The following is a 22,921-nucleotide window of genomic DNA, read 5'->3' on the forward strand; positions in this document are numbered from 1 at the left end:
AAATTAGGAGGAATGTTGGAAAAATGAGAAAAGAAAACCCAGAGCGGCAGACTCTGGGTTTAGTGGAAAGTGATTGTTTTTATTTAATGCCTCGTATTAGCTGGATTGTTGCAATAAAAGGTGATGTGATATTACCAGCTTTATCTTTGTACTTTACAAAAACCCTTCGGATTCCATCTTTTTCACCATCGAGTTTCCATGCGTCAATAGTAGTTTGGAAGTTTTGCCACCTCGCTTTTTGAAAACTTGCGTGGTTACTTATCATCATCAATTCTGCATCGGTAGCTTTTAGGCTAAGTTTTACAATTTTGTTGATCTCGGTAGTGAGTCCTGCTCCGCCGTCTATAAGGATACCACAATCCTGAGGAGGTTGTGTGTCGAGGAAAATTTCGTCAGAAATAGTTTCAGATTCGTTTCCAGCTTTGTCCTTAAACTTTGCATACACTATTTTTTGCCCATCATCGCCTTCTAGAGTCCAGTCTAGCTCTTCTGTAAAAGGGGTCCATTCTACTCCTGCAAAATCTTTCGAATGGCTTACTTTCATAAAATCTGCTTCTTTGGCAAATATTGATAGTTTGCCCTTATGGTTTTGCATGAGGGAATACCTCTTATCATCATCAATTACCATTTTACACGAAAAAGGAGGTTGCGTATCAAACTGGATTTCATCAGAAACAACTTCGGTCGGGTTGCCGGCAATATCCCTAAATTTTACATAAACAGTTCTAGGACCATCTGTTCCTTTTTCCAATTGCCAATCGAGGACTTCTTCTTTATACATCATCCACTTTTGGTCATAAAAAGTGTTATGGTTGCTCACCATCATGTATTTGGCATCTTTTGCTTCCAGTGTAAGGTCGCAGAGCAAGCTTGGGTCGTTGGTAAGTTTTCCAGGAATTTCAATAGTAACTACTGGATTTTCGGGCGGTGTGGCATCTACAATGATAACATCTTTTGCGGCACCAATCAGGTTTGCATCCTTGTCCCGAAATTGTACATATACCGTCAATTCTCCATCTATATGAGGAATGGGCCAATTTTCTACTTTTTCTTCAAATGGTTCCCAATTAGCACCATATTTTTTATCGCTTGTGCTGAGCATCATTTGGTGTGCTCCTTTGCATTCCATTTCTAAGAGAAGGCTGTATTTGCGGGCAAATTTGTTGCCCCCATCTACTAATAAGGTTGGCTTAGCTTCTTGAGCCCAAAGCCCATTAATTGCTAAAAAGGTTAATAAGAAAGTAATACTATTTTTCATAACTGTTTGGTTATTCACTTTTGTGGTATGAAGTCTGGTTGACATGTTTTAATTTTTAACTAGGGCAAATTTTATTTATTGCATTTTTTTGGAGTGGAGGGAATGTTAGAAATGGAATTTTCAAAAAATTAGAGCGGGTGTCCACCTCTTCAAAAGAAAAGGCTTCATAAGTGAATAAAAGCATGCAATTTTCGTATAAATATATGGTGCGCTCAGCCTTAAAAATATGGTGATGCCTCCAGCTTTATAGCCAAATAACTTCGACACTTAAGGTTACCAATATTAAGTTTTTTACAGAAAAGCTATTTCTAGTTTAGTATTTGATACATACTAGGAACGTCTGTATTTTATTAGAAAGAGCAAATTTCAATTCATGTGTTCAGTTTTATGAGACATACTTTATTTCTATTATTTATAACGTTTTTGGTTACAAATAAGGCTTCTGGACAAGGAGAGTTCTACACATTCAGTATGCTTTCCCAAGAATCGGTTAACATAGTAGGTGAGCCTGTGGTTGCCGGTTTTGTAGAAGAGGCGGATACGTCCTACACTGTCTACAAGAACTGTAGCGTGGACTTCAAGACTTATTTTGTGAACGGTGCTCAGTACGATAATATATTTAATCCCAACCCAACGGGACTTTATCTCAACAACCAGCATTTTGTGTATTACTGTGGTATTGAAATGTCGATCAGGCAAAATTATAATAACATCTTAGATGTGAAAGAATTTAGCTACCTAGGTAAGTCGTACCTCATGATCATCAACTTTAGAGAGGATTGTGATGGGGAAGGGTGTAGGTACAGATGCTACAATGTGTTTGACATAACAAAACCTGAAAAAATAATTCAAGTATCTTTTTCTAGTCTTTTTGAGGGGATCGATACTTTTGGCGAATTCAATAGTGACGGTATTATCGATTTTGTGAGAGTGGCTCCCAAGGCTTCACCAGATGCTAAAGAAGGGAAGGAGAATTTTTTGGTGACAATTTATACGATTCCCCGTAGGACAGCCAAGCAACTTACCAATGGAGATGGTCATGCAAATTATCTTTATATTGAAGCCGATCCAGAAATTCAAAGCTTCCAGATTTTGCAGGCAGATTGGCTTGTTCCAGTGAAAGACACCACGGGAAACATAGCTGAAAACTCCTCTTATTTTGCTCCATATATTTCATTTGACCCTCTTTATAGGTATCTGTACACTCCCGATGGAGTAAGGGTAGAGAAAAATAAATGGTCTGTTTTTGTTCGCTCTTTGGGTGACTTGGAAGCAGCACAAGGCTTGTGTAGGAGGTTGTCACAAAAGAAGCTTGGGGATGCCTATATCATGATTGATCAGTATAGCGGGGACATAAAATTTGAGGTGTTTGTTGGGAATTTTGTGAGTAAAAAAACTGCCGAACAATATTTTGAAAAGTTGAAAGAGGAGGACATGGAAGTGAAGTTGAGAGACCTAAGAAATGGGTACTAGAGAGTGATCATCAATGAGTTTACCCAAATAAATTTCCTTTGCCTTTACAGTTATCTATTAATCCTTCGTTGAGAAGGGTATAAAAGTGAACGGGCTTTTTGATTGCATAATTCGCTAGTGTACTTCCAAAAGTTCTTTTAATGCATTTGACTTTACACATTGCTGTAGTGGGTTCCCTTGTCAATATAAGTTGGTCAGATCAAAAAAATAAACTGATATATTCAAAATGAAACAAATCAAAATTTCCCTAGTCCTTATCTTTTGTTTTTTGCTGAATTCATTTGCTTGGGCTCAATCTGAAGCGGAAGATTTAGCAGATCAAGCTACTCAGTTGATCACAAACCATCGCTATGAAGAAGCAATAGTTATGTTAGATCAGGCAATTAAGAAGGATCCAAAATATGCAAAGGCTTATTTTAAGAAGGCTAATTGTTACATAGGTCTTTCAAAATTCAAAAATGCTATTCAAGAAATGGAACGTGCCGTAAAAGTTAAGCCAGATTACTACGAGGCTTACGAGGTATTGGGAAATTTGTATGCTCAGTTCAGGAATGCTCCAAAATCTGTAAAAAACTATGAAAGTGCTTTTGCCAACGACAATAATGTTGAAAACAGACTTAAATACAAATTACAGATAGTTGACATCCTTTTTACAGTACAGCAACACCAACAAATTTTAGCTCATATAGAAGATGCAAAAAAACTAGGGATCAATAGTTTTGACTTGAAGTTTTTAGAGGCTCAGTACTTTAACTACATTGGTGATTATAAAACAGCATCTGATTTGCTTGCAAAGATTATAAATGAAGTACCAGAAGTAGAAGGCAACGAGAAGTATTTCTTTGAACTTGGGTATGCTTATCACAAAATGGGAGAGTATGCTAAAGGGGAAGAATATTTCAAAAAAGCAGACAACGGAGAGTATAAAGTTAAAATCAGGCAATTTACCCCAGAGCATTATTTGGAAGTCGCTGAGGTGTATTTTTCGGTTTACGAATATGGTAAAAGTGAAGATTACTTAAAGCTAGCTCAGAAGATAAATCCAACTACCGATGGAGCATTGGACTTGGAGGCAAAATTGGCAGCAGTTAAAACTAGTAAGACGAAGCTTATTGAAGTGGCTGAAAAGCAGCTTGTTCAAGCAGAAAAAGATGGCAATGTTCAGCCTGATAAGTACTATGAGTTAGCAGTTTTGTTTTTTCAAAACGAAGAATACTCAGATGCCCTAGAGCAGTGTGCTAAATATAATTCCATAAGTACAAGAGATTATAAAGCGATGTTCTTGCAAGTGGCATGTGAGTATAAATTGAAACAACCAGAGTCTGCAACAGAAATGTTGAGCAGGTCTGTAAAGAATCCAAAATTAACTCCTGAAATTAAGGCAAAATTCAATTTCTTGATAGGTCTTTCTTACGAAAGCGCTGGAAACTACGATCAGGCGGAAGGTTTTTTCCGAAGTGCGGCAAAAGGTCCATTCAGAGGTGCTGCTGCAATTGAGCTAGAAGAAGTGTTCAAATCAAAGCAAAAGAAAGCTGGTGCTTACTAGATTGGTATTTGGACTAAAACATAAAAGAAAAGGCGACCAAATAGGTCGCCTTTTTTGTGTAAAATAAAAAGTATTTCTTATAAAACTTTGGTAACGCCTGGAATAGCGGATGGATAGAAGCCATCTGAATCAGGAAGAATAGGAGGTTCAGCATCAAATGCAAACTTTTTCGGCATAAGACTAAGGTCAGAGTTCAATGCATCATCCCACTCTATCAGCTGCCCAGAATAGGTAGCTAACCTACCCAAAATTGCTGTCATGGTGCTTTTTGCGCCATTTTCAGCATCAGCATATTTATATTCGCCTTTTGCTATAGCGTCAAAAAGTTCATCATGCTCTTGTTGGTAGGGGTTTGGATCATCTCTGTCCCTATGGCTCCAGATCACGTTTCCTTTCAGATCGGTGATACTTGTTTTGCCTTGAGTACTAGCCCTACCTTTTGTTCCATGAAGAAACTCTGAAACTCGGTTCATACATCCTTTTATATGGCGGCACTGGCTCGATAAGATGCTTCCATCCTCATATTCAAATTCAACAAAGTGGTGGTCAAAAATTTCACCATTTTCCTTGCCTTTTCTTACTTCTCTTCCTCCCATTCCCTGTGCTCTTACCGGGTAGCTTTGCTTGGCCCAGTTTACAACATCAAGGTTATGAACATGTTGTTCTGCTATATGGTCTCCGCATAACCAATTGAAATAATACCAGTTGCGCATTTGGTATTCCATTTCGGTCATGCCTTCTTTTCTTGGTCTTACCCAAACTCCGCCACCATTCCAGTAAGCTTGAGCCGAAGTAATTTCTCCAATAGCTCCATCGTGGACTCGCTTCATCAACTCACGATAGTTGGTTTGATAATGGCGTTGAAGGCCAACCACTACATTGAGCTTCTTTTGCTTCGCTTTTTCAGCAGTAGCCAACACTTTTCTGATTCCGGGAGCATCGGTAGCCACAGGTTTTTCCATGAAAATATGCTTTCCTTGTTCAATGGCATATTCGAAGTGGATAGGGCGGAAGCCTGGAGGGGTAGCCAATATAACTACATCGGCCATATCTATGGCTTTTTTATAGCCATCAAAACCAACAAATTTACTTTTCTTTTTAACGGCAACTTTTTCGTCGGCATTATAGCCTTCTTGTTTCATTATATTGCCTAAGCTTGTTTCTAACCTGTCCTCAAAAGCATCACACATTGCTACTAGTTTCAGGTTTTGTTTTGTGCTTAGCGCTTGTACGGCTGCTCCGGTTCCTCTACCTCCACAACCAACTAAGGCTATCTTGATAGTATCATCAACCGATGAGTTATAGGTTGAGGTGGTAGCATTTGACACAAGTGGAGTCATAATAATTCCTCCTGCAGCAGCTGCAGCTCCTTTTACGAAATCTCTTCTGAGGATTCCCGTTTTTTTCCTTTCCATTTTCTAAGGGTTTGTGAATGATATAATTAGTTCAAGTAAAAAAATATTGATAACTCTTCTAGTTAAGAAGAAATTAATATCGCTAGTTATAAATGAAATTTAGTGAAAACAGCCCGTGACCTTAGCCTTCGTCCAGTACTTTCATCCAGAATTCCATCATTTCATCAGGAGTCAGTTGTTTCTTCGGGCGAATTATCCTAAAGCCCACAAAAGGGGAGTCTGTATTCCACCAATAGCTTTTGGGGATTTGGGGGTCACGTCTTTTCCACTTCATACTTGATTCGGTACGAGCTGCTGATCTCAGCGCATCAGGATCATCGTTCCAAGAGCCACCTCTCACCGTTCTAGGGTGGAGTTTAGTTGGCTGAGCCCAAGGGCTTGTTCCCTCTTCTATTGTAGTATAAAAATCTTCTGAATATTGGTCCAGTGTCCATTCGGCTACATTCCCATGCATATCGTAAAGTCCCCAAGGATTTGGTTTCTTTTCTCCCACTTTGTGGTAAGTATCGTTGCAGTTTTCGTAGTGCCAAGCATAAGCATCTAGGCTATCCACTTCGTCGCCAAAAGAGTAAGCTGTGTTAGTGCCTGCTCGGCAAGCATATTCCCATTCGGCTTCAGTGGGAAGACGATAGAACACTCCAGTTTTTTCTGAAAGCCACTTGCAGTACATAAGTGCGGCAAATTGTGTCATACTTGCTGCTGGATAACCATATTTCCCCATTCCAAACGTAGGATCTTCGTAAGGGGGGCTGGGACGTGTTACACCAGCTCCACCAGCGCCCATGTATTCAGAACCGTCTTCGTTCACATCAAGTACCGCTTCTCTAAAAACTTCGTACTCGCCAAATGTTACTTCATGCACACCCATCCAAAACGGTTCAATTGCCATCTTTTTTTGCGGCCCTTCGTCCTCTTTTCTATTAGCTTCGGTTTCGGGGCTTCCCAGTAAAAATTCTCCACCTTCAATAGGCGTCATGTTAAAAGAAATTTTCGAGTTAGGGATGGTTTGTTCGTAGGGTTCAAATGGGATTTCTTCTTGCCCAAAAGCAGAAAATACTGTTATGAGCAGGATTGAGAAAAGAGCTAGTCTTTTTAATAAATTTATCATCGATTATGTCTTTTAATTTTTGGTGAAATCTTCCTATTGTTTTGCGGTGATGTCAAAATTGATAGTAACATCGTCACCACATACAATTTGACCAAACATAGCCGAAGGGGGCTTAATGTCGAATTCGGTCATTTTGAGGGTATGAGAGCCCAAGAAGTGTAGGTCTCCATTTTCCATTTTCTGACCTTCAAGCTCTAGTTCAACAGATTTGGTAGTGCCTGCCATGCTTAGGTCTCCTACAGCTTTTACCTTGAATTTGCCAGTAGATTTGTCAATGGTTTGAGTTGTTACTATAGGGGCAGTTGATTTGAAGGTGACTTCAGGGTATTCAGGCTCTTTAAAAGCATTAAAAATTTTGTTGTTCATGGTGGAGCCTCTGCCACCATCCATTGTTTTTACCTTGAAGCTAACTTCTACACTCTTGATCTCATCTCCGTTTTTTGGACCTGATTTTTTTAGAAAAGCCTTCTCGACCACCAGTTTGCCTGTGACATCGGGGACAGTTGTAGTCCATTCATGTAGGGTAGAAGTTCCTTTGATTTCTGCAGAACTTTCTTCTGCGAGGGTGAAGTCTTGAGCCATCAAAGTTTGGGCTGTGATTACCCAAATAAGGCTCATCATTATCAATTTACTAGATAGTTTGAACATTGTGAAAATTATTTAATTAAATAAAAAATGTGTAGCAGCATAATTTGTGAAGTCGGCCGAGAACACGCTGAATGATAACCCTCTAATACTAAGGAGGTAAAATGAGGTGAAATGCCCCCTTTTATTAGAGATATAAATTTAATCTATGTGGAGTAAGCAATGAAAGAAATGGTACTTTAATTTGGCTCGTATGAGTTTTTGTTCGATAAACCACATTATTCTAATAGGGGAGCTGGCATTTGGTGCTGTAAATGGAGTGGCTGATCATTACCTCAACATGGTTTGCTGATAATGAAAAAAATGAGGGCTTGAGTTTTTATCAAGCCCTATTGCTAAGGTTTGTCCAAAAGCCAGCTTTTTAGCTTGTGGAACACAATGAGATTGCCTAAATACTATCTCTAGTGGGATTTGGATTATTTTTTCTTCTCTTTGACGCTTTCCTGTACTAGCCCATTTTTTTTCAATTTTTCAAAGAGTTCAGGCCTTCTTTTTTTAGTTCGTTTAATAGATTCCTCTAGTCTCCATGCTTCTATTTTTGCATCGTTGCCAGAGCGCACTATTTCGGGGACAGCCATTCCTTTGTATTCCGCAGGCCGGGTATAAACGGGAGGTGCTACCAAATCGTCTTGAAAAGAATCGGTAAGGGCAGAAGTCTCATCGGAAAGTACGCCAGGGAGTAAACGGATGATGGCATCTGCAACTACGGCAGCGGCAAGTTCTCCACCTGAGAGTACATAATCGCCAATACTGATTTCCTTAGTGATAAAATGCTCTCTCACTCGTTCGTCCACGCCTTTGTAATGCCCGCAGAGGATAATCAAGTTCTTCTGGAGGGAAAGTTGGTTTGCTGTTTTTTGTTCAAACTGCTCGCCGTCAGGAGTCATGTAGATTACCTCGTCGTAGTCTCTTTCCTCTTTCAATTTGCTTATGCAGCGGTCAATCGGCTCTATCATCATTACCATGCCTGCGCCTGCGCCAAAAGCATAGTCGTCAATTTGCTTGTGCTTCATGGTAGAATATTCCCGAAGGTCGTGGATATGCACTTCTACCACCCCTTTTTGCTGGGCGCGGTGCAAAATGGACTGGTTGAAAGGGCTTTCCAATAATTTTGGTAGGCAAGTGATGATATCTATTCGCATGTTCTTACTGCAATTTTTTTGGTGCAAAAATAGAGGAAGTGGAGGACAAAAAAGAACCTTGTGTTTTCGAAGGAAAAATAGGGCACAAAAAAAGCCCGGCATTGCCGAGCTTTCCTATGAAATTATGAGTACAAAAGACTAAATCAATGATGCGATTTTGTCTCCTACTTCAGTAGTCGAGTAGTTTTTCTCTGGGTTGATATCAACCGTTACAAAACCGGTGTTCAAGGCTTCTTCTACAGCATCCCTAATTGCTTTTGCTTCTTCTACCATATCGAAAGAAGTTTCTAGCAACATAGCAGCTGAAAGGATAGAGGCCATAGGGTTAGCTATATTTTTGCCAGCAGCCTGTGGGTAAGAACCGTGGATAGGCTCGTATAAGCCCAAACCGCTTCCAATAGAAGCAGAAGGCAACATGCCCAATGAGCCAGCAATTACAGAAGCTTCATCGGTGATGATGTCACCAAATAAGTTTTCGGTTAAGATTACATCGAACTGAGAAGGGTTCAAGATCAACTGCATAGCAGCGTTATCTACAAACAAGAACTCCAATTTTACCTCAGGGTAGTTTTCTGCGGCAAACTTAGTCACTACTTCTCTCCAAAGCCTTGAAGTTACCAACACGTTTGCCTTATCTACTAAGGTAACGAGGTTTCTTCTCTTCTTAGCAGCTTCAAAAGCGAGCTTAGAAATTCTGATGATTTCTTCTTCGGTGTAGATGCTGGTTTCAAAAGCAGTTTTTCCATCTTCAGATCTGCCTCTTGGAGAACCGAAATATAGCCCTCCAGTCAATTCTCTAAACACCAAGATATCTGTTCCGCTGATGCGGTCAGCTTTTAGAGGAGAAGCTTCTTCCAATACTTTGTAGCTCTGAACGGGGCGCAAGTTGGCAAAAAGGCCCAACATTTTCCTCATTCTCAATAAACCTTGCTCTGGGCGTACAGGTGCAGTAGGATCATTGTCATATTTTGGGTGGCCAATAGCTCCGAAAAGAACAGCATCTGAGTTTTTACAAACTTCGTAAGTCTCATTTGGAAAAGGGTCGCCAGTTTCGTCGATGGCCACAGCGCCTACCAAAGCTTCAGTGAAGTTGAACTCATGACCAAATTTTGCAGCTACTGCGTTTAATACTTTTACTCCTTCTGCGGCAACTTCAGGGCCTATGCCATCGCCACCAAGTAATCCTATATTTTTTTTCATTTCAATCGGACTTAAAAAAACTGCCCAAGGTAAAGGCGAGCCTAATCCTTGGGCAAAAGAATTTATTTTAGAATTTTATTTTACTGTCTTCGTATGCCTCTATTTTGTCTTTTAGGCTTAAGATATAGTCTATATCATCATAGCCATTGATCATACAGGTTTTTTTGTACTCGTCTATTTCAAAAGACTCTGACTCGCCAGTACTCAAAATAGTAATGGTTTGGTTCACAAGGTCAATTTTGAATTCTGTTTTATGGTCACTTTCAATTGCTTTGAAAATTGTGCCCAAAAATGCTTCAGAAACCTGTACAGGTAGCAAGCCATTGTTCAAGGCATTGCCTTTGAAAATATCGGCAAAGAAAGAAGAAATAACTACTTTAAAAGGATAATCCCTTATAGCCCAAGCAGCGTGCTCACGAGAAGAACCGCTACCAAAGTTTTTTCCACCAACCAATATTTCGCCAGCGTAAGTAGAGTCATTCAACACAAAATCCTCTTTTGGCGAACCATCTGGGTTGTATCTCCAATCTCTGAAAAGGTTTTCCCCAAAACCATCTCTGGTAGTGGCCTTCAAAAATCTAGCTGGTATAATCTGGTCTGTATCTACATCTTCCACTTGCAAAGGAACTGCAGTAGAAACTAATGTTTGAAATTTTTCCATTATTTAAACTGTATTTTAAAATTTTGAACAAGGATGAATGAAACTGATAGAAATGGCAGCTTAGTTGCTTTCTCTCACATCAGTGATGTACCCATTGATAGCAGCGGCTGCTACAGTAAGTGGGCTGGCCAATAAAGTTCTGGCACCTGGTCCTTGTCTTCCTTCAAAGTTTCTGTTTGACGTAGAAATGCTGTACTGCCCTTTAGGAACTTTATCATCATTCATAGCCAAACATGCTGAGCAACCTGGTTCACGGAATTTGAAACCAGCTTCTTCAATAATCTTATCCAATCCTTCTTCCTTTGCTTGTTTTTCAACAAGTTTAGAACCTGGAACTATAAGGTCGTTAATGTGCTCGGCCTTTTTCTTTCCTTTCACATAATCGGCAAAAATTCTCAAATCTTCTATTCTGCCGTTGGTACAGCTTCCCAAGAAAATCCAGTCGATTTTTTTGCCTAGCATTTTATCGCCAGGGGCAAAACCCATGTAATCCAAAGATTTCTTGAACGTGATTTGGTTGTTTTCTCCGTCGATGGTGTCCAACGTAGGGATTGAACTATCAACTTTTACGCCCATGCCAGGGTTGGTACCGTAAGTTACCATTGGGGCAATATCCGCAGCGTCGATGTAAAGCTCTTTGTCAAACTTCGCATCGTCATCAGATTTCAATGTGCTCCAGTAAGCAACTGCTTTGTCCCAACCTTCGCCTTTTGGTGCGAATTCTCTTCCTTGTATATACTCAAAAGTAGTTTGGTCAGGAGCTATCATGCCACCTCTCGCGCCCATCTCAATAGACATGTTACAGATGGTCATCCTTGCTTCCATAGAAAGAGCTTCGATCGCCGTGCCACAGAATTCTACAAAATAACCTGTACCTCCCGAAGAAGAAATTTTAGAGATGATGTAAAGGATAATATCTTTTGAAAGAACTCCTTTGGACAAAGTACCATCTATTTGGATTTTCATGGTTTTTGGCTTAGCCTGTAAAAGGCACTGAGTAGCCAAAACACTTTCCACTTGGCTAGTGCCAATTCCGAAAGCAATAGAACCAAATGCACCGTGAGTAGAAGTGTGAGAATCGCCACATACTATCGTCATGCCTGGTTGAGTAATACCTAGCTCAGGACCGATGATATGAACAATACCGTGGTACTTGTGCCCTAGGCCAAACATCTGTACGCCATATTTCTCGCAGTTGTCTTTCAACTTTGCTACTTGTAGCCTTGAAAGCTCTTCTTGGATAGGCAAATGTTGGTTTTCTGTAGGAACGTTATGGTCAGGTGTTGCTACTGTATTTTGAGGGCGAAAGGCTTTAATGCCTCTTTTTTCGAGCCCAGAAAAAGCCTGAGGACTGGTCACTTCGTGCACTAAGTGCTTGTCGATATATAGAATATGGGTAGTATCATTAATGCTGTGAACAACATGTGCATCCCACACTTTTTCGAACAGAGTTTTTCCCATTATCTGTAAAGTTTTAATTATATTGAAATAAGTATAAAGTTTTATGACCAAAACAAATGAGCGAACTCATTTGTGAGCGGCTTATTCAAAAGCCTTGGAGTTTAGTTTTGGGGTAAAAAAATTCAGCTTGCATCCCTCAGTTAAATTTGAAGTTTGCTAAGCTGCTTTGAGTCACCGTTGCGAAAACTACTCCTAAAAGTCTAGCTTTTCTGCCTAATTCTCTCTTTTAGAATTTTCATTGAATAGCCGCTAGTACTTAATGATTTTTCAAATATACTCTAAAAAAAATTATCTTGTGACAAGAGAATTGATGATCCTATGCTAATTCTGCAATAACAGTTTGCCCACCTACGGTTTTCTGTTCAAGGGAGACTTTAACTTCTGCATCAAGAGGCAAAAATATATCTACCCTTGATCCAAACTTAATGAAGCCAAATTCTTCACCTTGGTCTACCTTGTCTCCTTCATTTATGTACCACCTAATTCGGCGGGCCATAGCGCCGGCTATTTGTCTAAAGAGAATTTCTATTCCGCTTTCATGTTGGACTACCGTGGTCGTACGCTCATTTTCAGTACTAGATTTTGGGTGCCACGCTACCAAATATTTGCCCGGGTGGTATTTAAAATACTTAACTATTCCAGCAATAGGGTTTCTGTTGATATGTACATTTACTGGGGACATAAAAATAGAGACTTGCCTACGTGCTTCTTTGAAATATTCGTTTTCTACTGTTTCTTCTATCACTACAACTTTTCCGTCGGCAGGGGCAATAACATGTTTGGTATTGACTGGCACAATCCTTTTAGGGCTTCTGAAGAACTGAAGGATAAGCAAGAAAAATACAAGGCTTGCCGTAGCAGTGAGGTAATATATCCACGCTGGGTCAGGGAAAAAGGTTTTTACGCCAACCGTAATTGCGCCTAGCACAACTAAGGTTACTATCAAAATGAGATGCCCTTCCTTATGAATGGTCATAGATTTATGCTGTCTTTGGATTATTTAAATAGTGTAAAAAGAAAGGGGCGAACCCCTTTCCGTTTTGCAAAGTTAATAGCTTCCACGGAGTTTATTTGTTTCCGCTACTTTAGAAATAGCAACTATATAGGCTGCGATTCTCATAGTGACGTCATATTTTACAGAAGTCTGGTAAACCCTTTCAAAAGATTCTTTCATAATTCTGTCCATTCGGCGGTTTACCCGCTCTTGTGTCCATTTGTAGCCTAAGCGGTTTTGTACCCACTCAAAATAAGAAACTGTTACTCCGCCTGCATTTGCCAAAATATCCGGCACTACCCTCGTTCCCTTTCCATAAATAATAGGGTCGGCTTTAGCTGTCATTGGTCCGTTAGCACCTTCTACTATCAGCTTGGCATTTATCCTATGTGCATTGACAGGGGTAATTACGTCTTCTTTAGCTGCTGGCACTAGTAAATCGACCTCTAGTTCTAGTAGCTCTTCGTTGGTGATAAGCTCGCCGCCGTCAAACCCTGCTAATGTATTATTATGCTCTTTTTTATATTCCAGTGCTTTCTTGATATCAATGCCATTTGCATTATAAAAAGCGCCTGTATGATCACTTATACCTAAGATTTTCACTCCTCTTTCTGCTAGCAAACTTGCCGCATGACTACCTACATTACCAAAACCTTGTACAGCGCAAGTAGCTTTTGCTGGAATAATCCTTATTTTTTCCATCGCTACCAACGCAGAAACCATCACGCCTCGCCCTGTAGCTTCAGCTCTACCAAGCGAGCCTCCTAGTACCAAAGGTTTTCCTGTAACTACGGCATTTACTGTTTTTCCATTGGCTTTTGAGTATTCATCCATAATCCAAGCCATTTCTTGAGGCCCGGTTCCCATATCAGGAGCAGGTATGTCGAGTTCAGGCCCAAAAATTTGGTACATAGATACTGTATATGCTCGGGTCAGCCTTTCTAGCTCAGCTTGGGACATCTCCCATGGAGTACAGGTAATTCCACCTTTTGCACCGCCATAAGGGATATCAACTACGGCACATTTCCAGGTCATCCATGCAGCCAAGGCTTTTACCTCGTCAAGGTTTACGCCGGGATCGTAGCGCACGCCACCTTTTGAGGGACCCAGCGTATCGGAATGGATCACACGGTAGCCTTCAAATACTCTTTTGCTACCATCGTCCATAGTGATAGGTAGGGAAACTATTACCTGTTTTGAGGGGCTTTTCAGCACTTCGTACGTTTCTCGGTCTAGCCCTAGTTTTTGGGCCGCAATGTCAAACCTTGACATCATTGATTCAAACGGGTTCTCCTTGTCTTTTATAGGAGCGGGTTCGATATATGCCATAATTGTCTTTTTATAAGGTGATTATGTGTGTTATATTGGTGTTTGCAAATTAAGTTGGATTATTTTGAAAAGGAATAATTTTTTAAGGAACTCTTATACAAAACTTGCCTTTTTATAATAAGTATTTGTTAGTACGCTATTTGATAACCTTATGGGCATGGATAAAAGGATAATTAAAGCAGTTTTGGTGGTGGTAGGGTTGTTCGCTTTCTACAAAGTAGTGCCACGAAATTCTGCATTGGACTCTCCTCAGATTATAGGAAAGGTTAATCCTATAGTAGAACTTGAGCACAAGGTATTTGAAAGTGTCGATGCAGAGGAGAAACGTGAAAAAATTGTGACCTATTCTCAATTTTTTTTGGGAGTGCCCTATAAGTATGCTGCAACAGACCCTAAAGTAGGTTTTGATTGTTCTGGCTTTGTTTATTATGTGTTCAAACATTTTAATGTTTCAGTTCCGCGGTCATCTTCGGTTTTTCAAACTTTTGGAGAAGAGGTTTCTATAGAAGATGCCCAAAAAGCAGATATTATTGTATTTACAGGTACAGACCATACCAAGCAAAAAGCGGGTCATGTTGGCATAGTGATAGGAAATGAAGATGGGAAATTGACCTTTATCCACGCTTCCTCATCTAAAAAAAGAAATGGTGTGGTAACCAATGTATTACAAGAAGGCTTACGTTACCAGCAGAGGTTTATGAGCATTAGGCGGGTGATAAAATAGTGGTTTGCGACTGGTTTTATGAAGGTTAAAGTTAATATTTCTCTTATATTTGTTTTGAAGTTAAGAAGGTGCTAATTTTACTTCAAATAGTGCAATTAAGCTTTTTTCAGGTGGTTAAGGGCAGTTTCTTTCCTTAATATGTAATGATTATCTGCTTGTTGCTCATTATTTTAGGCTGTAAATTTGTTATACTTGCATAAAAAATTATTCACAAAATGACTAAAACAAGACTCTTTTCGTACGCTCTCATTCCCATCATTGTAATACTAGGTTGGGGACTTTACAGGAGCATCGCTGGTAAAATCGAATTGGCTGAGAATATCAAAAAGTCAGAGAGCCAGGTTATCGCTAAGCTGTTAATGATCAGGGAAGCTGAAAAAGCTTACATGACGAAATATGGTGATTTTACAAGCAGCTTTGATACGCTCGCGAGTTTTATCAAAGAAGATTCGTTATTTATCATCGAGAAAAAGGAGATTATCCAGCCTCGTACCAAAAATGACCCATTGTACTGGACGAATACTGATAGTATCAGGATAGAAATGGATACCATTGGAGTAGAGATGGTTGATGAAAAACTTTTCCCAAAGGATAAATTTCCTAACTTCAACCCAGACATGATAGCATATGTACCTGGCTACGATATATCGGAAGGGAAGAAATTTGAAATTTATACTGGTGAGGTAGATAAAGGTGGTGTTAAAGTTGACGTGATTGAAGTTGTCGACCCTTATCCGCTTGACCCAACCAGAAGTGATGATCACCCTAGCCGTATTCGTTGGAATTTGCGTTTTGGGTCTAAAACTGATGTAACCCTTTCAGGAAACTGGGAATAATTTTGGAAAACACTTTGAAAGAAACAGGAGCGTACAGGATTCAAGATCCTTCATTTGATATCCTCAAGATGGATAGCTACCAGCTTTTAATAAAGTTTGGGGCGAGTAGTTCTACGGTAGCGGTCTTTGAGAAAGAGTCCAACAAATTCCTTTTCGCTGAAAGTTTTCTTTATGATAATGCGGAGTCTGACACGTCAATGGTGGTCAGACTCCAAAATATATGGAACAACCATGAGTACCTGATAGCAAGCTTTTGGAAAGAAGTTGTGCTTATACCGGTCAATACTCATTTCACAATCGTTCCTTCAAAAGTTTTTTCAGAAGAGCAATCTTCTGATTATCTCAAGCTCAATACCCGAATTTCCCAATCTAAAGAGCATGTATTTTCCCAAGAGCTCTCTTCTATAGAAAGCACTGCCGTATTTGCTATTGGGTCGGAGCTTTATGATTGGTTTAAAGAAATTTATCCTCAAGCAGAAATAAAATGCTCTCATTTGGCATCTTCATTTCTAATGGGTATCTCAAGTGCTATTCCATCTTCTAGCAACACTATTTACGTGAACACATCTGGCAAACTTATGTCAGTGGCAGTTGTGCAAGATGGGAAACTTAAGTTTGTGAATAATTTTGAGTACCATCGTTCTCCCGAAGATTTCAACTACTTTGTATTGTTGGTGATCAGTGAGCTTGGGTTGTCCCAAGAAACGGTAGACGTGAAAGTTTGGGGAGATATCAGCGAGACTACCCTGCAAATGGATGTGCTTAAAACTTATGTAAAAAGTTTGAGCTTTGGGGACAGGCCAGCCGAATTTACATTCACAGTACCGTTCAATGATATTCCCAATCATTTCAATTTAGATATTTATAGCGCTACCCGTCGTTAATGATGAGCAGAATCGCCTTGTTTCCAGGTTCTTTTGATCCCTTTACAAAAGGGCATGCGGATGTCGTGCACCGAGGTTCAAAAATCTTCGATCAAGTGATAGTTTCAGTTGGGCACAATGCTCAGAAAAAACGTTTTTTCCCTGTAGAAGTGATGGTGGAAAAGATATCTGAAGCATTTGCTGGACAAGATAATGTGAAGGTGGTAGCTTATGAAGAGCTTACCGCAGAGCTCGCAAAAAAATTAAAAGCCAAGTTCCTGCTCAGGGGATTGAGAAATACGACCGATTTTGAATACGAAAACACTATTGCCCAAGTCAACCGTCATATTTTTGATGACTTGGAGACAGTTTTCCTCATTACATCTCCCAAATATGCTTATATCAACTCCACTATAGTGAGAGAAATTTATAGGTTTGGGCAAAACGTAGATGAATTCCTTCCATACAATTTGTAATCCCCTAGTTCGTCCTCCCAATAAACTTTTGGAAGGATTCCTTATGCCAAAATAATAGTGCTTGTCGGAGCTTGGGCTCAAATTATTTGTATCTTTACTTGTTTGAATTATCTCTTGTAGATAAATTCAAGGAATTTAATTTTATATAAGCAAGGCAAAGTATCTTATCAGATGGTTTTTGGATATCAAGGACTTAAATTAAGCCAGCCTGCTTATTTCTTAATTGACTTATAAAATAAGTATAGATATGGGATGTGGATCTTGTGCAACGGGAAGCTGTGGAACAATCGCCGAGGCGAAAACAGATGCCCCAGTAGTAGAAGGATGCACCCGAGGATGTGGAAAATTAAACTCTTTTGATTGGCTGGGCGACATGTCATTGCCAAGTCTTGAGCAATTTAACATTGTAGAGGTTAAATTTAAAGGAGGAAGAAAAGATTTTTTCCGAAATATCCAAGGGATAAATGTAGAAATAGGTGACCCTGTAGTGGTCGAAATGCAAAATGGGCATCATGTAGGCTACGTGTCGCTCAGAGGCGAGCTTGTGAGGCTTCAAATGCGCAAAAAGGGTGTCAAAGATGATGACGATGTAAAAGTCATTTATCGAAAAGCGACCCAAAAAGACTTGGAGAAATATGACCAAGTATCTAAACGGGAAGTACCAACTATGTTCCGAACAAGGGAGATAATTGAAAAGCTCGATCTTAAGATGAAGCTCTCAGATGTAGAGTTCCAAGCCGATAATTCTAAAGCCACTTTTTATTATTCAGCCGATGAGCGGGTTGATTTCCGCGAGCTTATTAAAATGATAGCTGGTGAATTCAAACTCAGGGTCGAAATGCGCCAAATTAGTTTGAGGCAAGAAGCTAGCCGCCTTGGGGGCATTGGCTCTTGCGGCAGGGAACTATGCTGCTCAACTTGGCTTACCGACTTCAAAACGGTTTCTACAGGTGCTGCTAGGTACCAAAACCTCTCATTGAACCCTGCAAAGCTTTCTGGCCAGTGCGGAAGGTTGAAGTGCTGTCTCAATTATGAGCTGGAAACCTACATGGATGCTTTGATAGATATTCCCAAGCTAGATGCGAAGCTGAAGACTTCCAAAGGCGAAGCCAGCTTGCAAAAGGTTGATATATTTAAAAAGATCATGTGGTTTAGCTTCGATACCGAAAGTACTTGGTTTCCAATAGCGGCCAGCAAGGTGAAGGAAATTATAGAGCTAAATAAAAAGGGCGATACCTATGAGGTAGAAAAAGCGGACTTGCCAGAGGAAGTAACCATTGGGAAAGGATCGGCTACTATCAATAATGAAGATATCGACAGGCTAGACAAGAAGCTCAATGCAGACTCGAAGAAGAAGAAAAGGAAAAAGAAGAAGAAAGGAGGAGGTAACCCTTCGGCAACTGTAGGCCAAGGGCAACAGCAAGGTCAGGGTAAACAGGGCAATCCTAATAATCCGCAGAAATCCCAAAGAGGGGGGCAGAGGTCTAGGAAGCAGCAGCCTAATAATAAACAGGCTAACCAAAGAGGGGGAAAGCCTCAACAAGGCCAGCTTAAAAAAACGGATGGTAACCAAGCGCCAAGTGCTACTCCTCCCCAAGGTCAAAAAAATGACAACCAACAGGGGCAAGAAAACAAAGGTTCGGGAGGAAAGCGCAGGTACAGAGGGCGTAACAAGAGGAATAATAATAGGAACAACAAACCCAATAAGCCCGAATAGATTAATTATTCTTAGTAAGAACTGCTTATGAAACTATATTCTTTTTGCATTCTATTTTTTGTGACTTTATGCTTTTCGGCATGTACTGATAGTGCGGTGGTAAGTGAGTTTGAAGACCTTGATAAGGAAGGTTGGGCCATTGACTCTGCCAAGGTCTTCCAATTTGTGGTGGAGGATGAAAATCAAGCTTATGACCTATATTACCATGTGAGGAACGAGATAGATTATCCATTTTATAATTTGTATGTAAAATACGAGCTAAAGGATGGAGAGGGTAAGACCTTGAATAGTAAAATGAGTGAAGTTCTGCTGATGGATGAAAAAACAGGCAGGCCCTTTGGAAGTGGGGGAGGAGGAGTGTACGACCACGAAGTGTTGGTTTTGTCAGACTACTCCTTTCCCAAAAGCGGGGACTATTCTTTTAGCTTGCGGCAGTATATGCGCCGCGATACCTTGCCAAATATCCAAGCGATAGGGTTTAGCCTCAAAAAAGCTAAGAATAAAAATGAATAACGAGCTTTCCCAAAAGCTTAAAGAGATACTTCTTCATGACAAGTGGAGAATGGAAAAATTGGAAGAGGTAAGATCTTTAGGTTTGAATGACTGTTGGATTGGGGCTGGTTTTGTACGCAACAAAGTTTGGGACTTTTCCCATGGTTTCGCCACCTCTTCGCTCCTCAACGATGTGGATGTTATCTATTTTGACCGAAATGATTTTTCCAGAGAAAGAGACTTCGGGTTAGAAAATAAGCTCTTCAAAAATGAATCTTCGGTCAATTGGTCGGTTAAGAACCAAGCAAGAATGCATTCGAAGCACGACCATTCCCCTTATAAAAACTGCGAAGAAGCCATAGGTCATTGGGTAGAAACAGCAACTTGTGTAGCTGTTCGCCTAACTGAAACTGGTGAGCTTGAGCTGATAGCACCTCATGGACTTGAAGACTTGATGAACCTTTGGGTAAAACCTACCGCAGCATTTATCGATTTCCCTCGCAGGGAAATTTACCTCAACAGAATGGAAGAGAAGCAATGGGTAGAAAAGTGGCCAAAACTTCGAGTGTTTCTGTAAAAAAGATCTGTACAGCCCTCTGTGTAATATTTTTTATCAAATACTCTTGTACGAGTGTGGCGAATGAGTAAATCTTCCTGATTTCTGACTCTTACAGTATTTTCCCCATGTAATATCTAATCCTAACAATGCTATTTAAGGCTAAAACTATGGCTTTGAATGGCTTGGTTCAGCGGATGGGAAAAAGCGGTTATCATGTTTCTGTTAATCAAACGTATTAGTAAATGAATGTTAATTCTGCTTGTGCTTCAAGTGCAAGAATATGTTTGACAATAGTAAACTAAGCCAATGTATTATAGTGGGAAATTAGTGATAGACCCCTCTCAGGTGACTGTCATAGAAAGCATGAAACCTAGCTCTTTCGGTGGGTTTTTGATGTATTGCCTAAATGGCGGGGACTCGCCAGAGAAGCAGGAAACCGAAACATTTACAGCGGTATCTATATTGCAGCAGTTCCATAGTGTTTTCAGGTCGTTAGGGTTTCATAATATCATCAAGCTAACCTTAGACGGTAGCGACCACTACATGGATGAAAAAGGAGAGGAGCATGACTTGAAGGAGGCTATTGAAAGTTTTCAGCTTGGCTGCAACCCTAAAAAGGCAACGGGCTTTAATAAATTAGAGTTAGTGTTGGAGCACGATGAGGGCTGTTTCAAGTACTTGGTTTCCATATCTATTTGCCGAATTCATAAGATTGGGGAATATCCGATAAGTATTACCATTAACGGTTTATTGAAAGATTTTACTATTGGTGAGGAGAAAGATTTCATCCAAGTAAAAAAGCAGATTTTCAACATCTCTGAAAATCAAGAAACCTACGACGAATACGTGGCGTTGCGAGGAAAGGAGTTTGCTGAATTTGTGAATAGCAAAGAAAAAAAACTAAAGAAATTTATTAGAATAGACGATGTGGTCAAAAACATAAAGCCTAAACTAATAGCACCAGTTCCAGGTGCCCAAGGTATTCGTTACAGTATTTATGCCGACCCTGCCTTTCATGGGTATGCTGGTATAGACGAGCATTGCTACTATACTACCGTTTGGTACGAAATAGCTAAAAAGCGAAAAATTAAGGTGAAGGAGTTGGATATTTTTGATGAGTTTGGAGGGAAGATAATATGTATTGGTGAAGAGGAATTTTGCCTCGCTACCGATGAGTTTAGCAGTTGGCAAACCAAAGTGAGAGAAACAACCTGATGTTAAAACCCCTGATCAAATTACCGATCAGGGGTTTTAAATTTTTTCTGGAGCTAATAGTATTTTTTCTTCAGCCAAAAGGAAACCCTAACCAGTAATATCAAAGCAGGAACTTCCACCAAAGGACCTATTACCCCGGCAAAAGCTTGCCCAGAGTTCAAACCGAAAACAGCAATGGCTACTGCTATTGCCAATTCAAAATTATTCCCTGCCGCCGTGAAGGCAATCGACGCATTTTTATCATAGGTAGCTCCCATTGCTTTGCTTATGAAAAAGCCGATAATGAACATGATGCCAAAGTAAAATAAAAGTGGGATGGCAATTCGGAAAACGTCCATTGGAATCTGAACAATTAGCTCACCTTTAAGTGAAAACATCACTACAATGGTGAATAAAAGCGCGATAAGCGTTATGGGAGAAATGGTAGGTAAAAATGATGTTTTGTACCATTCTTCACCTTTTAACTTTACTAAAATAACTCGGCTAAGGATACCTGCTAAAAAAGGAATACCCAAATAGATGGCCACACTTTCGGCAATTGTAGCAATTGAAATATCTACGATAGCCCCTTCAAAACCAAACATAGGTGGTAGTTTGGTGATAAAAAGCCAAGCATAAAAACTATAGCCAAATACTTGGAAAATACTATTTAGGGCAACTAGCCCAGCTCCGTATTCGCTACTCCCTTCCGCTAGGTCGTTCCAAACTAACACCATGGCAATACATCTGGCCAAACCGATCAATATCAAGCCGACCATGTATTCTGGATAGTCTTGCAAAAAGGTAATTGCTAAAATGAACATTAGCAAAGGACCTATTATCCAGTTTAGTAACAAAGAGATGGACAATACTTTTACATCTTTAAAAACTTTTGGCAAAAGTTTGTAGTCGACCTTTGCCAAAGGAGGATACATCATCAAAATTAATCCAATGGCTAGTGGAATATTGGTGCTTCCTTGGCTGAATGAGTTGATGAAGTCTGAGCTTTCAGGTAAAAAATAACCGATGCCAACCCCTATAGCCATAGCTAAGAAAATCCATAAGGTAAGGTACTGATCTAAAAAATTGAGCTTTTTTTTCATCGTTTGCTAATCTCTATTTTATGAATAATTTTTTCTTTTGTTATTGATGCCAAGTAGAACATTTCTAGAGCAATAGTTCTTGCTGTTATGTCATATTTTACCATAGCCGATGGCGTGTTATCATAATATCTTGGGTCATCATAGGGAAGAGAATATCTTTCGCTTGATTTTTCGATGATTGGGCATGACTTATCTGCGTCAGAGCAAACCATGACGGCTATAAAATCACTATGAGGGTTTTGGTTGTCAGAATATTTTTTTGAAAAACAAACAAAGGTCTCAATTCCATTTGATATCGAGTAGATAGGGTTAGTGCTTTTATTATCCTTGCTTATACTAAACCCCGCCCTTTCTAAGGCAGCTAATGCATTGTCATGAAATTTTGTCGGGTCAATGCCTCCTGAGAAAGTCTTAACATTTTTTATTCCATAGTAGTAAAAGGCTGTTTGTAGCCATATTTGAGCTAGTTGGCTTCTTCTGGAGTTTTGCGTACATACAAATAGTAAAGAAGAGCTACTGGTTTGGTCAAGCTTGCTAATTATGGTTTCGGAGATATTGTTCAAGACTTCTTTGCGCTCTTTAGAAATCTCAACTGTTGTTTTCTCTAAATCGTTTATGTAGGTATTGAGGCTTTTGTTTAGTTGTTGACCATTAGCATTGCCTCTAATCATTAACAGAATAAATAGAGAAGTTACACTGAGTAAAAAAAGATGTTTCTTCATTTC

General features: G+C 39.8%; 22 protein-coding genes. 10 read left to right on the forward strand and 12 right to left on the reverse strand.

From position 1 onward, the window contains the following. Positions 1 to 79 precede the first annotated feature (79 nt). Positions 80 to 1,258 (reverse strand): hypothetical protein, encoded by a 1,179-nt coding sequence (locus R9C00_28715; GenBank protein WPO35684.1) that lies wholly within the window; start codon positions 1,256 to 1,258, stop codon positions 80 to 82. A gap of 423 nt (positions 1,259 to 1,681) precedes the next feature. Here R9C00_28715 and R9C00_28720 point away from each other — a divergent pair, with 423 nt between their 5' ends. Together R9C00_28720 and R9C00_28725 are read left to right on the forward strand one after the other, a co-directional pair. After that, positions 1,682 to 2,731 (forward strand): SPOR domain-containing protein, encoded by a 1,050-nt coding sequence (locus tag R9C00_28720; protein WPO35685.1) that lies wholly within the window; start codon positions 1,682 to 1,684, stop codon positions 2,729 to 2,731. A gap of 226 nt (positions 2,732 to 2,957) precedes the next feature. After that, positions 2,958 to 4,277 carry a tetratricopeptide repeat protein gene (locus R9C00_28725; GenBank protein WPO35686.1) on the forward strand — a complete coding sequence of 440 codons (1,320 nt, stop codon included), beginning with the start codon at positions 2,958 to 2,960 and terminating at the stop codon, positions 4,275 to 4,277. 77 nt (positions 4,278 to 4,354) lie between these two features. Here the strand turns inward: R9C00_28725 and R9C00_28730 are convergent, their stop codons facing one another. The 9 genes from R9C00_28730 to R9C00_28770 form a co-directional block, all read right to left on the reverse strand. After that, positions 4,355 to 5,692, reverse strand: coding sequence for a Gfo/Idh/MocA family oxidoreductase (locus R9C00_28730; protein ID WPO35687.1), 1,338 nt, complete (start codon positions 5,690 to 5,692; stop codon positions 4,355 to 4,357). 121 nt (positions 5,693 to 5,813) lie between these two features. Continuing rightward, a complete protein-coding gene (locus tag R9C00_28735; GenBank protein WPO35688.1) occupies positions 5,814 to 6,800 on the reverse strand; it encodes a formylglycine-generating enzyme family protein in 987 nt (328 codons plus the stop codon). Between the two features lie 33 nt (positions 6,801 to 6,833). After that, positions 6,834 to 7,448 carry a YceI family protein gene (locus R9C00_28740; protein WPO35689.1) on the reverse strand — a complete coding sequence of 205 codons (615 nt, stop codon included), beginning with the start codon at positions 7,446 to 7,448 and terminating at the stop codon, positions 6,834 to 6,836. A gap of 413 nt (positions 7,449 to 7,861) precedes the next feature. Continuing rightward, positions 7,862 to 8,587 carry a tRNA (guanosine(37)-N1)-methyltransferase TrmD gene (trmD, locus tag R9C00_28745; protein WPO35690.1) on the reverse strand — a complete coding sequence of 242 codons (726 nt, stop codon included), beginning with the start codon at positions 8,585 to 8,587 and terminating at the stop codon, positions 7,862 to 7,864. A 138-nt stretch (positions 8,588 to 8,725) separates the two neighbouring features. Beyond that, positions 8,726 to 9,787, reverse strand: coding sequence for a 3-isopropylmalate dehydrogenase (gene leuB / locus R9C00_28750; GenBank protein ID WPO35691.1), 1,062 nt, complete (start codon positions 9,785 to 9,787; stop codon positions 8,726 to 8,728). A 67-nt stretch (positions 9,788 to 9,854) separates the two neighbouring features. Continuing rightward, positions 9,855 to 10,448, reverse strand: coding sequence for a 3-isopropylmalate dehydratase small subunit (leuD, locus tag R9C00_28755; protein ID WPO35692.1), 594 nt, complete (start codon positions 10,446 to 10,448; stop codon positions 9,855 to 9,857). Between the two features lie 60 nt (positions 10,449 to 10,508). Continuing rightward, positions 10,509 to 11,912 (reverse strand): 3-isopropylmalate dehydratase large subunit, encoded by a 1,404-nt coding sequence (gene leuC / locus R9C00_28760; protein ID WPO38804.1) that lies wholly within the window; start codon positions 11,910 to 11,912, stop codon positions 10,509 to 10,511. Positions 11,913 to 12,225: 313 nt separating this feature from the next. After that, complete coding sequence (locus R9C00_28765; protein WPO35693.1) at positions 12,226 to 12,885, reverse strand: phosphatidylserine decarboxylase family protein; 660 nt, start codon at positions 12,883 to 12,885, stop codon at positions 12,226 to 12,228. A 72-nt stretch (positions 12,886 to 12,957) separates the two neighbouring features. Next, positions 12,958 to 14,232 carry a Glu/Leu/Phe/Val dehydrogenase gene (locus R9C00_28770; protein ID WPO35694.1) on the reverse strand — a complete coding sequence of 425 codons (1,275 nt, stop codon included), beginning with the start codon at positions 14,230 to 14,232 and terminating at the stop codon, positions 12,958 to 12,960. 157 nt (positions 14,233 to 14,389) lie between these two features. Between R9C00_28770 and R9C00_28775 the strand changes: the two genes are divergently transcribed. The 8 genes from R9C00_28775 to R9C00_28810 all read left to right on the forward strand — a co-directional run bounded on the left by R9C00_28775 (position 14,390) and on the right by R9C00_28810 (position 21,114). Continuing rightward, on the forward strand, positions 14,390 to 14,956 hold the full coding sequence (locus R9C00_28775; protein ID WPO35695.1) for a C40 family peptidase: 567 nt from the start codon (positions 14,390 to 14,392) through the stop codon (positions 14,954 to 14,956). 215 nt (positions 14,957 to 15,171) lie between these two features. Next, complete coding sequence (locus R9C00_28780) at positions 15,172 to 15,792, forward strand: hypothetical protein (protein WPO35696.1); 621 nt, start codon at positions 15,172 to 15,174, stop codon at positions 15,790 to 15,792. A gap of 2 nt (positions 15,793 to 15,794) precedes the next feature. Next, positions 15,795 to 16,676 (forward strand): DUF3822 family protein, encoded by an 882-nt coding sequence (locus tag R9C00_28785; protein ID WPO35697.1) that lies wholly within the window; start codon positions 15,795 to 15,797, stop codon positions 16,674 to 16,676. 2 nt (positions 16,677 to 16,678) lie between these two features. After that, positions 16,679 to 17,131: a pantetheine-phosphate adenylyltransferase gene (gene coaD / locus R9C00_28790; GenBank protein WPO38805.1), complete on the forward strand. Its 453-nt coding sequence runs from the start codon at positions 16,679 to 16,681 to the stop codon at positions 17,129 to 17,131. A gap of 247 nt (positions 17,132 to 17,378) precedes the next feature. Next, complete coding sequence (gene ricT / locus R9C00_28795) at positions 17,379 to 18,848, forward strand: regulatory iron-sulfur-containing complex subunit RicT (GenBank protein WPO35698.1); 1,470 nt, start codon at positions 17,379 to 17,381, stop codon at positions 18,846 to 18,848. Between the two features lie 27 nt (positions 18,849 to 18,875). Next, positions 18,876 to 19,361, forward strand: a complete 486-nt coding sequence (locus R9C00_28800) for a gliding motility lipoprotein GldH (protein WPO35699.1) — start codon at positions 18,876 to 18,878, stop codon at positions 19,359 to 19,361. Next, positions 19,354 to 19,917, forward strand: a complete 564-nt coding sequence (locus tag R9C00_28805) for a nucleotidyltransferase family protein (protein WPO35700.1) — start codon at positions 19,354 to 19,356, stop codon at positions 19,915 to 19,917. Before R9C00_28800 ends, R9C00_28805 begins: the two co-directional genes overlap by 8 nt. A gap of 288 nt (positions 19,918 to 20,205) precedes the next feature. Further along, positions 20,206 to 21,114 carry a hypothetical protein gene (locus R9C00_28810; protein ID WPO35701.1) on the forward strand — a complete coding sequence of 303 codons (909 nt, stop codon included), beginning with the start codon at positions 20,206 to 20,208 and terminating at the stop codon, positions 21,112 to 21,114. Between the two features lie 53 nt (positions 21,115 to 21,167). Here the strand turns inward: R9C00_28810 and arsB are convergent, their stop codons facing one another. Further along, positions 21,168 to 22,196, reverse strand: coding sequence for an ACR3 family arsenite efflux transporter (gene arsB / locus R9C00_28815; protein ID WPO35702.1), 1,029 nt, complete (start codon positions 22,194 to 22,196; stop codon positions 21,168 to 21,170). Then, on the reverse strand, positions 22,193 to 22,918 hold the full coding sequence (locus R9C00_28820; GenBank protein ID WPO35703.1) for a protein-tyrosine-phosphatase: 726 nt from the start codon (positions 22,916 to 22,918) through the stop codon (positions 22,193 to 22,195). Before R9C00_28820 ends, arsB begins: the two co-directional genes overlap by 4 nt. Positions 22,919 to 22,921 lie beyond the last annotated feature (3 nt).

It is taken from the genome of Flammeovirgaceae bacterium SG7u.111 (assembly GCA_034044135.1).
Taxonomy (GTDB): domain Bacteria; phylum Bacteroidota; class Bacteroidia; order Cytophagales; family Flammeovirgaceae.

Bases quoted from the DNA above. Each gene is read 5' to 3' on its own strand.
- R9C00_28715 (WPO35684.1), bottom strand. From the start codon at position 1,258: ATGAAAAATAGTATTACTTTCTTATTAACCTTTTTAGCAATTAATGGG.
- R9C00_28725 (WPO35686.1), top strand. From the start codon at position 2,958: ATGAAACAAATCAAAATTTCCCTAGTCCTTATCTTTTGTTTTTTGCTG.
- R9C00_28730 (WPO35687.1), bottom strand. From the start codon at position 5,692: ATGGAAAGGAAAAAAACGGGAATCCTCAGAAGAGATTTCGTAAAAGGA.
- R9C00_28735 (WPO35688.1), bottom strand. From the start codon at position 6,800: ATGATAAATTTATTAAAAAGACTAGCTCTTTTCTCAATCCTGCTCATA.
- R9C00_28740 (WPO35689.1), bottom strand. From the start codon at position 7,448: ATGTTCAAACTATCTAGTAAATTGATAATGATGAGCCTTATTTGGGTA.
- trmD (WPO35690.1), bottom strand. From the start codon at position 8,587: ATGCGAATAGATATCATCACTTGCCTACCAAAATTATTGGAAAGCCCT.
- leuB (WPO35691.1), bottom strand. From the start codon at position 9,787: ATGAAAAAAAATATAGGATTACTTGGTGGCGATGGCATAGGCCCTGAA.
- leuD (WPO35692.1), bottom strand. From the start codon at position 10,448: ATGGAAAAATTTCAAACATTAGTTTCTACTGCAGTTCCTTTGCAAGTG.
- R9C00_28765 (WPO35693.1), bottom strand. From the start codon at position 12,885: ATGACCATTCATAAGGAAGGGCATCTCATTTTGATAGTAACCTTAGTT.
- R9C00_28770 (WPO35694.1), bottom strand. From the start codon at position 14,232: ATGGCATATATCGAACCCGCTCCTATAAAAGACAAGGAGAACCCGTTT.
- R9C00_28775 (WPO35695.1), top strand. From the start codon at position 14,390: ATGGATAAAAGGATAATTAAAGCAGTTTTGGTGGTGGTAGGGTTGTTC.
- R9C00_28780 (WPO35696.1), top strand. From the start codon at position 15,172: ATGACTAAAACAAGACTCTTTTCGTACGCTCTCATTCCCATCATTGTA.
- coaD (WPO38805.1), top strand. From the start codon at position 16,679: ATGAGCAGAATCGCCTTGTTTCCAGGTTCTTTTGATCCCTTTACAAAA.
- ricT (WPO35698.1), top strand. From the start codon at position 17,379: ATGGGATGTGGATCTTGTGCAACGGGAAGCTGTGGAACAATCGCCGAG.
- R9C00_28800 (WPO35699.1), top strand. From the start codon at position 18,876: ATGAAACTATATTCTTTTTGCATTCTATTTTTTGTGACTTTATGCTTT.
- R9C00_28805 (WPO35700.1), top strand. From the start codon at position 19,354: ATGAATAACGAGCTTTCCCAAAAGCTTAAAGAGATACTTCTTCATGAC.
- R9C00_28810 (WPO35701.1), top strand. From the start codon at position 20,206: ATGTATTATAGTGGGAAATTAGTGATAGACCCCTCTCAGGTGACTGTC.
- arsB (WPO35702.1), bottom strand. From the start codon at position 22,196: ATGAAAAAAAAGCTCAATTTTTTAGATCAGTACCTTACCTTATGGATT.
- R9C00_28820 (WPO35703.1), bottom strand. From the start codon at position 22,918: ATGAAGAAACATCTTTTTTTACTCAGTGTAACTTCTCTATTTATTCTG.